The sequence below is a fragment of the Chryseobacterium sp. L12 genome, from assembly GCF_056133985.1.
The window spans coordinates 12600-25049 of the sequence record NZ_JBVYOF010000029.1 but is presented as its reverse complement, the minus strand read 5'-3'; the positions used below and the strand labels follow the sequence as shown (position 1 = coordinate 25049).

At 35.7% G+C, this 12450-nt stretch carries 6 protein-coding genes; all 6 read left to right on the top strand.

The window, feature by feature from the left end:
* The 6 genes from AC0NBN_RS14955 to AC0NBN_RS14930 all read left to right on the top strand — a co-directional run bounded on the left by AC0NBN_RS14955 (position 1) and on the right by AC0NBN_RS14930 (position 12347).
* A complete protein-coding gene (locus AC0NBN_RS14955; RefSeq protein WP_228430046.1) occupies positions 1 to 291 on the top strand; it encodes a PAAR domain-containing protein in 291 nt (96 codons plus the stop codon).
* Positions 292 to 466: 175 nt separating this feature from the next.
* Positions 467 to 877, top strand: coding sequence for a GPW/gp25 family protein (locus tag AC0NBN_RS14950; RefSeq protein ID WP_050379693.1), 411 nt, complete (start codon positions 467 to 469; stop codon positions 875 to 877).
* Between the two features lie 89 nt (positions 878 to 966).
* Positions 967 to 4050 (top strand): baseplate J/gp47 family protein, encoded by a 3084-nt coding sequence (locus AC0NBN_RS14945; protein WP_160813721.1) that lies wholly within the window; start codon positions 967 to 969, stop codon positions 4048 to 4050.
* Between the two features lie 24 nt (positions 4051 to 4074).
* Positions 4075 to 6921 carry a hypothetical protein gene (locus AC0NBN_RS14940; RefSeq protein ID WP_160813723.1) on the top strand — a complete coding sequence of 949 codons (2847 nt, stop codon included), beginning with the start codon at positions 4075 to 4077 and terminating at the stop codon, positions 6919 to 6921.
* A 12-nt stretch (positions 6922 to 6933) separates the two neighbouring features.
* Positions 6934 to 9945, top strand: a complete 3012-nt coding sequence (locus AC0NBN_RS14935; RefSeq protein ID WP_160813724.1) for a PKD domain-containing protein — start codon at positions 6934 to 6936, stop codon at positions 9943 to 9945.
* Positions 9946 to 10046: 101 nt separating this feature from the next.
* Positions 10047 to 12347 (top strand): hypothetical protein, encoded by a 2301-nt coding sequence (locus tag AC0NBN_RS14930; RefSeq protein WP_160813725.1) that lies wholly within the window; start codon positions 10047 to 10049, stop codon positions 12345 to 12347.
* The last annotated feature ends 103 nt before the right edge of the window (positions 12348 to 12450 follow it).

Sequence of the window (12450 nt, the reverse complement as noted above, 5' to 3'; positions counted from 1 at the left end):
ATGAAACCGGCAGCAAGAATTACAGATATGCATACCTGTCCGATGGTAACGGGAACCACGCCGCACGTTGGCGGACCCATCATTCCGGCAGGAGAACCCACCGTATTGATAGGAGGGAAGCCCGCAGCAAGAGTAGGAGATAAAGCAATATGCACTGGTCCGCCGGATACTATTGCAGCAGGATCTTCAAGTGTAATGATCGGCGGAAAACCAGCCGCAAGAATGGGAGATTCTACAGCGCATGGAGGCGTGATTACCGCAGGTGAAGCTACTGTTTTAATAGGCGGATAATTTTTTAAAGAAAATTAATATCAGCAAAAAAACGGCTACACAAAGTCTGAGTTACCGATGCAGGATGCTTCACATAAATATATACAACAATGTATGAAATCGCCACGATTGATGTTCAGACAAAATTCTCCAGAAAATCAGCGATTGCATATCACTAAAAACAATTGATACCTATATGAAAATAAATACAGATTTTTTAGGAACAGGCTGGAGTTTTCCGCCTGAGTTTAATGAGACCGAAGGAAAGCTGATCATGACCACAGATGTGGAAGACATCAACAACAGTCTAATCATTTTACTTTCAACACGTCCCGGAGAACGTGTGATGTTTCCTGACTATGGATGCGATCTGCAGGAAATGCTTTTTAAACCATTGAATTTAACGCTCATCACCCAGATGAAAGGAATTATCGAGCGTGCCATTTTATACCACGAACCTAGAATAAATATTTTAAGTATCGACATAGATACCCAGGAAGAACTTGAAGGAGAAGTGTTGATAAAAATAGATTACGAAGTAAGGAATACCAATACAAGAAGCAATATTGTTTTCCCTTTCTATAAAGGTGAAGCTACTGAAATATAAATAATTACGGGATGTCTGTAACCATTTTGAATACACCAAAACATTACATTAAGTATTGCATCTGACCATAGAAAATTAAATATAAACAAATGAAAAAAACAGATACATTTTCACATTATCGTGAAGGAAAATCACAAATGCAGCGCTTTTTAGCAGAATTAGACCCCGGCAATCTCGAATTGCACGATTTCGATTTGTTTGATTGGCTGTTATTCGCAAACAACTTTGCAAAACATGTAAATTTTTTTGACAAAGATGATGCAGCAACACCACAGGGAAATTGGGGAAATTTCTTCTTTGGTGATGATGCCAATGCAATTCCGCGCAGAGAAAGCGTAGAGTACAAAAGCATGAAAAAACAGGTTACAGATCTTATTTCCCAGTTTGAGCAAGACAGTAACTTGACGCCCCACCTTACCTTATTTGTCTGTTTCCTGAAATTATTGGATTTCTCAAAAAATGCTTTCAATAATTTAACGAAAAGACATTTGGATTTTTATTACAACGAAATCCTTCAGATCGAAAAAAACGATGCCAAAGAAGACAAAGTATATGTGATTTTTGAATTAGCCAAAAAAGCAATTCAGGAAAGAATTCCGGAAGGAATACTTTTAGACGGTGAGAAAGATGTCAACGGAAAAAAGCGCATTTACAAAACTGGAAAAGAACTCATCGCCAATCAGGCAAAAGTGGTTGAGATTAAAAGTTTTCTGAATGATGCCGAGAAAAAAGAGCTAAAAATTGCTCCTGTAGCCAATTCTGTTGACGGACTAGGCGAAAAACTGCCGGAAGAAAGCAATTATTGGTGGCCTTTCGGATATAATTCTGATGAAACACTTCCCAATAAATCTATTTTTAAAGAGCTTCCGAAAGCAAAATTAGGTTTCTCAATAGCATCATCATTATTCGATTTAAAAGAAGGTGACAGAACAGTAAACATTACCATTCATTTCCAAAATAAGTTTTCCCAAAAACTGAAAGACCTTAAAGATGAGGATATTAAGGACACAATTAAAGTACTTTGCAGCGGTGAAAAAGAATGGTTATCTGGTGTAGAAGAATTTAAATGCGTAAGGCTTGATGAAAATGGCAGAGCGGTATCAACACCTCTACAGCAGCCGGTTTCATTATCATTGTCATTTGTACTGCCTAAAAATTTTCCTGCTGTTGTTAATTATAATAAAAAAGTATTATTAGAAAATTTCCAGACCAATTTACCAATTATACGATTTATAGTTGAGGGTAAAAATGACTATGATGTCTATCAGGCTCTTGCAGAAAATGACATCAAAAACATAGCAATATCGGTTGATGTAAAAGGAATAAAATCTGTTCAGATTAAAAATGATAATGGCGAATTAAATGCAGAAAAACCTTATTATCCGTTTACTGCACAGCCAATTAAAGGATCAAATTTTTATATCAAATGTCCTGAAATGTTTTCTAAAAAATGGAAAAAAGCAGACATTACCATCAATTGGAAAAACACGCCGGATTCTATAAAAGATTTGTACAACGGGTACATCATTCAGCCTAATCAAAACATCAGTTTAAGTGCTTTTGGAGCTTTAGAAACCCCATCCGTTGTAACTTCAGATGCATATTTTAAAGCAAATACTGCATTATTGGAAGAGGAAATATGGTATCCTAAAGCACAGGATATTAATTTATTCAATAAAGGAAAAGATGGTTACAAAACCCAGTTTTCCATCAGCAGCAATGAGTCGGGAACGAGCGAAGCGATCCGTTTAACACTGAACCAGTCTTCATTACAGGATGTTTATCCTAAATTGTATACACTGGCTTTATCAAGCGGCTCAGAAAAAAATAAACTAATTCCTAATGAACCTTATATCCCTTTTGCAGAAGATATAGAGCTGAATTACAGCGCCCAGGAAACTGCTTATTCTTATTTAAGAAAAGATACAGACGGCGCGGCTTCAAAAAATGACGGAGTACAAATATACCATGAAGATGTTTTCGGACAATACGAAAAGGAAGTAGATACAAAAAGCATTGTACCTGTACATCAGGACGGAGGCGAATTGTACATCGGTCTGGATGCAATGCCACAAATGACGGTTTCACTTTTGGTTCAGATGTTGGAAGGAAGTGAAAATCCTTTAGCAAAAACATTTTTGGAAAAAGAATATATAGAATGGAGCATTCTCTCCGGCAATGCCTGGATTGATCTGTCTAAATCTATGCTGCAAAACGACACACGAAAATTTCTGGAATCGGGGATTGTGAAGTTTAAGATTCCTAAAGATATCAACATCAATCATACAAGATTTACGGATAAACTGGTGTGGATAAGAGCAAAATCAAGAAGAAGTTATGATGCGGTCTGCAAAATTCAGGGAATTTATACTCAGGCTGTTTTGGCAACATTCCAGAATCAGAATAATGATCTTTCTCATTTAAATAATGGTCTTGAAGCCAATACGATTTCTAAACTGATTACAAGAGTTCCGCAGGTAAAATCTGTCAGCCAGCCTTACAATTCGTTCGATGGAAAATATAAAGAAACGGATGCTGAGTTTTACAGAAGAGTAAGCGAAAGATTGAGACATAAAAACAGAGCCATCACACAATGGGATTACGAACATTTGGTTTTGCAGGAGTTTCCGGAAGTCTTTAAGGTAAAATGCCTAAACCATACTTCTGAAAAATCATACATGGCTCCGGGACACGTCACCTTGATGGTGGTTCCGAATCTTAAAAATAAAAATGCTTTTGATATTTATCAGCCAAGAGTAAGCAGAGCCACCCTGAATAAAATTGAAAATTACGTGAACCAACTGAATACAATGCACGTAAAAGCTCAGGTTATCAACCCGAATTACAAAGAAGCAAAAGTAGAAACAAAGGTGAAATTCTTTGAACAGTATGATGAGACATTTTACATCAGACAGCTGGACGAAGATATTAAAAAATACATTTCACCGTGGGCTTTTACAGATACTAAAGATATTGATTTTAATATCAAATTAAATGTAAATCAGTTGATTAACTATCTGGAGCAGCTGTATTACGTAGATTATATTGACGGCATCAAGATACTGGTGAATGATGTTTTACAGAGACAGTCGCTTATTGAAGTAGACCCGAAATCTATTCTGGTGTCTGCCAAACAGCACAGTGTTACCATTGCAGATCATGTATGTATTTAATAATAAAAAGAAGAAAATATAATTATGTCAGAAAATAAGCACATTAGCATACCGAAAAAAGTAGAAACGGAAGATCAGACCGATTTTCATTTTCTACGTAGAACAGGTGTTGAATACATAGAAAAGTTAGGCGGAAAACTTTGGACCGATTATAATTCTCATGATCCCGGTATCACCACTCTGGAAGTTCTGAGTTACGCCATTACAGATCTCGGAATGAGAATGAATCTGAATATGGAAGATATTTTGGCATCGAAAGATGATAAAAAAGATATTCATACACAGTTTCTGAAGGCTACGGAGATTTTGCCTTCAAGACCTTTAACCGAGCTGGATTACAGAAAACTGTTCATAGACATCAGTTTCAATTCCGGTCAGAAAAGACCGATCCGTAATTGCTGGCTGGTTCCTAAGACCGAAAAACTGTATGTTGACTGCAAAACAGGAACACTAGATTTTAAACCAATCGGAGAAAAAACAAGAGATTTTACTGTAAAAGGATTGTATGATCTGTATGTAGATTATGCAGAAGATATTGATGCCGAACACAGCGAATGCGATAAATCTTCAACCAGAGTAAAAATTCTGGAACGTTATCATGCCAACAGAAGTCTTTGTGAAGATTTGGTAGATATTAAAGAAATTGAAACCCAGAAAGTTGCAGTTTGCGCCCGCATCGGATTGGTAAATAAAGCAGATGAAGAACTGGTACACGCCAAAGTAATCAGAACAATTAATCATTATCTGGCTCCGGAAGTTCATTTTTATTCGCTGAAACAAATTCTGGATAAAGATCTTGCTACAGATCAGATTTTTGAAGGTCCGCTTCTGGATAACGGTTTTATTGATGATGAAGAACTTAGAAACAGTCAGTTGAGAAGAGAAGTTCGTCTTTCAGACCTGATCAGCGAAATCATGAAAGTTGAGGGTGTGAAAGAAATTCATGAAATTTCTATTGCAGGCTGCGACAGCGTGGTAAAACAAAACAACGACTGGCTGATCTGCATAGAAAAAGGTAAAAAGCCGGAGCTTTGCGAATTAAGTTCTTTCAGTTACAGTAAAGGTGCGCTTCCGTTAAATATCAATGAAAAAAAGGTTCAGAATTATTTAGATACGCTTAGAAAAGAAGAGCAGGTGTTGAGAGAAGATGCGAGACAGAATAAAGAATTGATTCTGCCACAGGGAACTTCTTATGACATCGGAAACTATGCTACTATTTTAAATGAATTTCCGGATACGTACGGAGTAGGAATGTCCGGAATCATAGGAAATCCAACCCCTGAAAGAGAAGCACTGGCGAAACAAATGAAAGGATATTTGTTGTTTTTTGATCAGATTCTTGCTGGTTATTTTAAACATCTGGAAAAAGTAAAAGAAGTATTAAGCATTCATGGAGATTTAAAAAGAACGTATTTCACGCAGACTCTTAAAAATATCAAAGGTTTCGATGAATTGGTTAAAGATTATGATGCAGATGACGATAAGCTTACAGATTCATTGTACGAGGAGCTCGATAATAGTGTAGAACGACGAAATGAAGTCTTAGATCACCTGATTTCCCGTTTTGCAGAAACTTTCAGTGATTATACGTTCCTGATGAAATCTTTGTACGGCAAATCTGCAGATGAAATCGTTTTAAGCAATAAAGAAAACTTTTTAGGCGAATACAAATCATTAAGTAAAGACAGAGGAATTGGCTACAATTATACATTAGATGATGTAGGAAATCTCTGGAATACCAAAAATATTTCGGGAGTACAAAAAAGAATAGCGCGTTTACTTGGACTTAAAAATTATACGCAGCGAAACTTATCTCAAACTCCTATTGTGATTATCGAAACACAGGGAACTGACGGTAAACCAATCTACAGTTGGAAAATAAAAGACGCAGCAGGGAATATTACTTTATCATCTGTCAATACATATAAAATAGAGTATGCTGCCACCAAAAATCTGCATGAAGTGATTTATCAGACCATACAAATTGATCAGGAAGATCTGGATAATGCATTAGAGAAGCTGGAAGAAGCTCAGCCAACGTATGATTTGATAGGGAATATTCAGATTCGCTTTTCGTCGGGAGGTAATTATTATGTTGAGATTGTAGATGATTCTGAAAATAAAAAAGTAATTGCTACCCATAAAAAAACCACTCCTTATTCTTCGCTTGATGAGCTGAAAGATGGTATCATTAAAACAGTGAATTATTTTAAATATAATTTTACTGAAGAGGGAATTTTCCTGGTAGAACATTTACTGCTGAAACCTACATTCAAAGATTATAAACTTATTGGCGGTATTGGTTGCATGTCGATAAATGAAACATTTAAAATCTTTCAGAATATGGAAGGTATCGGCTATATGACGGTAGGAAATACGTTTGAAGTATTTTCTCCTGAAGATGATGAAGAGATTCCTGCTACACCTGTTAAATATGCTGATGTACTCATGTCTTCTTGTGAAGAAGACTGCGAAGATGATGTTTTTGATCCTTATTCTTACCGTGTAAGTGTTGTTCTTCCGGGCTTTGCGTATCGTTTTCAGGATCCTGATTTCAGGCGGTATGCTGAAACAGTAATCAGACAGGAAATTCCGGCTCATATTTTAGCAAAAATTTGCTGGGTAGGAGACAGAATGAGCGATAAACAGACTGCTCAGAACGATTTGGCGGGATTTGAATCTGCCTTTAAAAAATACCTTTCAGATAAAGCTAAGAATAATCTGGAAAACTTAGGCAACAGTACTTTTAAATTACTTGAAGAACTTTCCCACTTAAATAATATTTACCGACCGGGAAGGCTTTTAGACTGTGATGTAGAAGATAACGACAGCCTGGACGGAAAAATAATTTTAGGACAATCAAACATATAAAATTGAAAAACAATGAATGCTAAATTAGACAATATAACAACCCAATATAGAAAGTTTAACGAAAACCAAGTGTTAACAGAAGGGCAGTTAAACGAATTCATCGACTATTTTGAAGATCAGGACCGGCTCTCCAGAACCCGCTTGAGCGGAGTAGGAATTGTATGCGGCTTTAAATCTGTATTCTTAGATGGATCCATGAGCAAGGATAATGATGTTATCAGAGAAATATTCAAAGGAAAAGAAATTGATCTTAAAGAATATCTTGATACCATTGTAATTACACAGGGAGCTGGTGTAACCACGGACGGAGATTTAATAACGTTACGCAGAAAAATTGAAAAAACTGTAGCCAATCCAGATAAAAAAATAATTGAAACGCTCATCGATTTTGATGCCAATGCTTACAGATATTACAGAACTTATGAAAGTGATGTACAATACCCGCATTTTGATAATGACACAAAACAAATTCCTCTTTTAGAGATTATTACACAGCAGGATTATGACCTGTTGGAATCTCAAAAGGCAAAGGATAATTTTAAAGAGGTAAAAGGTATTGAAAAATTAAGCGATAAAATCGTTATTCTTTACTTGGAATCTTATTCTAATAAAGAATCGGCTTGTGAAGATGCAAATTGTGATAATGCAGGAGCGGAGCAGGTGTCTAATCTTAGAGTGCTGTTGGCAGGTTCGCAAGATGTTGAAGGTCTTTTAAGTACAATAGATACAAAAGATTCTCTTTACCAACTTCGCAATAAGTATGAAAAACTTTATGACAGTCTTCCACAAATAGAAGCAAAAAGAGTGATTTTGGATTCTTCTATCACAACACCGTCACAATTGAAGACAAGATTTTATGATTCGATCAATACTGTTCCTGCCCTAACAGCTGGTTTTGATAGTATTTTTAAAACTTTTTATTCCAAGGATTCTTCAGTAAGTACAAAAATAAACTCATTATTATTAAGTTCTGCTTTCAGTCTGAGTGATTATCAGTACCGATATGATTTGTTTAAAGATTTAATTGATACCTATAATGAGATCAAAGGATTGTTATTGCATCTGGATGCAGAATGTTGCCCAAGTATCAATTCTTTCCCTAAACATTTGCTGTTGGGAGCTTTAGGAAATACATTGGAATTGGGAGAAAAAGCTGATTTCCGTCACAGTTTTTATCATTCACCGGTAACTACAGGTGATGATGCAAATTATGAAAGAGTCATTATGCTTATTAAGCGTTTTATTGAGAAAGTCAATAAGTTTAAATCTCACAACGGACCGGTGAAAATCACGCCTTCTAATTTGTATGTAAGATTAGGTAACAAAGCGGTACCTTATTATTACAACGTAGATCAGCCTTTATTGGCGCAATGGAATTTTGAAAAAACAAAAACAGACCGAGAAACTTACAATCTAAGTTATCATACCGCTAATTTAGCAACAGACGACTATGTTCAGAATCCGCTGAATTATAATATTGATAATTACGATTTCTACAGGATTGAAGGACACTTAGGATTGCCTTATGAAACTGCGGTACAAAACATCAATGATCTGAAAGTAAAATACGGATTGCCTTTTGATGTCGGTGTATTGCTTTTGAATAAAGGTGAAAAAAGAAATGATGATTTACCTTCCGAACCGAGAAAATTGTCAATAGAAGATCTCAGAAAGCAGTTGGTTTCGATTTCTGATGACATCAGCAAGGAAAGAGGAGATTATAAAAGCACTTTATTTAATTTATCTAAATTAGACAGTGATCTAAAATTATTGAATAAAGCTGCATTCACAGCTCCCGGATCAGATAAGGAAGTTGTTGTTGTGAAAGAAGATCCGAAGAAAGAGGAGATTTCAACAGAACTTTTAAGTGATTTCTTAGAGCGTAAATCAGGTTTAGAGCATTTGGCAGGCGTAGAACGTGGCGGATTATTTTTACTAATCGCAGAATCGGAAGCAAACAATCAGGTTCTTGCAGATTTCTCATTGCCTTATTTGTGCTGTTCGAAAAAAGATCCTGTATTTTTGGTTTTACCGGCAAGTCAGCTTTGTCAGAATGATGCCCCGATTGCTATGACTATTGTTCCGTTGGATGGTGAAGTAAAAGCATTTGTAAATGGTTCTACTCCGATAACTGCCATTAATCAATCAGCAGGTCAGAGTTTCTTTGATCCAAGTCTGGTAAATGCTGCTTATTTTGGACAAACCATTACATTTACCGTTAACGATGATCCTGTAGAATCACAAATGATCGTATATAAAAAACCGGAAATTGTATCTGTATCTGCAGGTTCTATAATCTATGATACTCCTACTACAGATGAAAACGCAAACAACCCGGATGCAACTGTTGAATTTAACGTTGTGGGAGATTTTACAGGTCTTACATTTACATGGAATTTTGGTGACGGTTCTCCAATAGTAAACAATGAAGCACCAACTAACAAAAAAACTCATGTGTACAATCTTATTGCTGGTCAGGAAGATATTTATAATCCTACACTTACAGTAACCAATAGTAATGGCTGTAGTAATATTTACCGATTGGCACCATTGAAATTAACTGGACAGTCTACTATTGCATGTCTTAGCGGTATGAGAGTAGTTATTCAATACAGACATGGTATAGATCCGGGTCATACTTGTAACAGAGCTAGTTTTAATTTATTAGGAAACGGACAAATAATTGAAGGTCAGACTTCATTCAATCAAAGTGGTGTTGTAAAAGGAAATATTCATTTAAGTAATACTGGTGGAAACCAAGATAGACATAATTATCCTCCAAATGTTAGCAGTGGTTATAGCAGATATAGTGAAATTATTATTACTCAAGAAGAAGCAGAACAATTAGCTGCAGGGGCTTCTGATGGTTATGTAAGCTTTTCTCTTGAATGTGCATTAGGTTCTTGTCATACAGGAGTTGCGTTTACTCAATTATTCCTGGCAAACGATCCAGCTCCAATTTATTCTGGTTATCCAGTTGGTAATTTTTTACAAATAAATCCTTGTACAGGAGCGACAAGATAATTCTAGACAGGATGAATCAGTGAAACTACTTCATAGACAATTAAGTTTGTCTATGAAGTTTATCAGAGCATTTTAATAAGTTATTAAAAAAATGAATAACAATGAATAATCAATTAAGTAACATATCAACCCAATACCGAAAATTCAGTAAAGGGCAATATATAGAGCATACGCAGTTCAATGAGTTTTTAGATTTTTTCGAAGATCAGGATCGTTTGTCCAGAGTGCTGCTTCAAGGAGTAGGTATTGTGTGCGGACTAAAGCCAAAGCCTGTTTACAAAGACAGTTTGTTGAAAAGCATACAGCTTTCTCAGGGAGCAGCACTTACTACAGACGGAGATTTACTCACTTTAAATAAAACCAATAAAGTAAGTGAAGAATTATATGTAAGTGATTTAAAAACCATTAACATAGACCAGAAAGAATATACCCATTTCAAAGTATATGACAATTTTAAAGCAAAATATCCGGCGTTTTATGATGAAGAAAAGCAGATTGAACTTTGGGAATTAGCAACAGATTTAGAGAAGAATTCAGATTTTCAACCGATTGAGAAACTTTCAGATTTAGAAAATAAATATTTGCTGCTTTATTTGGAGAGCTACGAAAAAGAAGTAAGGCCTTGTAGAGGAGTAGATTGTGATAATCACGGAGTTCAGCAGATCAGAAATCTCAAAGTTCTGGTTACCACAGCAGATGGAATTAATTATATTCGTGATAAAGATGAAATTCAGCGTCATCCATTGTTTGAAAAAGACATTCTGAAGGATGTGAAAATGGAGCGTGTGATTATAGATCATCTCATTTTAGAAAGAGGAATTGATGCAGGTTTTTCTTCGCTTGATTTAAAAAATATGTATGTCTCCGTTTTAGAAAAAAACAAGTATGGTGCGGGTATTTTTGCAAAAATCAATGCAATCTCCAAAATTATTGGAATGCCGGAAGTTGATCATAAAACTTTTGAAGCGAAACTAAAAGAATTTCTTACTCAATCAGCAGGATTTCAATATGTTTACGATATTGTAAAAGATTTGACCAATACTTATTCTGAAATTACGGCGTTGCTTCCTAAAGCATTTACCAAGTGTTTTCCGGATCTGGTTTCTTTTCCAAAGCACGTTATGCTGGGTAAATTAACATCAAAAATACAGCTGGATCCATATCGGCATCAGTTTTATAATTCTCCGGTTTTAGATGATGATAAGGCAGGACAAAAAATTAAATTATTAATCAGTCGTTTTGCGCAGCAGGCAAAAAGTTTCAGATATTCTCGTGATTTTGAGGATAAGTCAGAAATAAAAATTACGCCCTCACAAAAACTCAATTCTCTCAGCGATAAAGCAATTCCTTTTTATTATGAAGTTTCAGAGGAATTTTTAAAAACATGGAATTTTGATAAATCAAGCAATCGTTCGTCCAAAGAAAATTTGGGATATGATACAGATTTGCTTTCGCCTGATGCTCATATTCAGAATCCTGTGAGTTTTAATATTGACAGAAATTCTTTTTACAATATTGAAGGTCATCAGGGAATGGATTATCAGCAGGCTTTTGAGCAAATAAAAAAGATCAGGGATGAGCAACAGCTTGGATTTGATATCATGCTGCTTTCTTTCGGAGAATTAGTAAAAAATAAAGATCTTTCAAAAGCTTATTTTAATGATTATGTAGAAAAAAACTCTGGGCTGGAGCATTTGCGTGGAGTTGAAAAAGGCGGAACCTTTGTAATGGTTTATGAGATCAGCGGTAGAGATACCACAATTGTAGCAGATTTTTCACTTCCGTACATCTGCTGTACACCGAAAGCTAAAATTAATCTGAGCTTGCCTAGCGCTACTATTTGTGCAGAAGCAGAGCGTATTCCTTTTACGGTGCTTCCTTTCAATGGAGTGGTAACTGCAGATGTGGATCCAAAATTCAATGGAGGAATAGAACTGGTCAACGGAATCTATTTCTTCAAACCTCAATCGGTAAGCCCGGAATTACATAATCAGCAAATTACTTTTTCAGTCAATGGAAGTCCTGTTGATTGCAGTATCAAAGTTATTCCACAACCGGAAGTAAAGATTGATATTACTTCTATTGCATATCCTGAAGGTGATTCTATCCAAACAACGGTCAGCTTCCATATTTCAGGAGACAATGTTGCAGATTATCAATATAGTTGGGATTTCCTGGGCAACGGATCTTTCATTAGCCTGAATCCGGATGCCAATGGAAACATAACCTATACGTTCTACAATCTTGATCCGAAAAGAATCCCTACGATAAAAGTGAATGTAACCGGCAGCGGATGTAGTCAAAATATAGCGATCAGGGATTGGTATGAAGAAATTCCTATTGTGATCAATAGCATTAACTTTCCTGAAGGAGGAAATTGCTGTGAAGGTGTTGCCGGGTAATTATTGCTGTTCTGAAAAATAACCATAATTACAAATTTCATTTAGATTGAAAAAGGGTGTTTTATCAATCATGTAAATTCATAATCACCCTTTACATATTAAT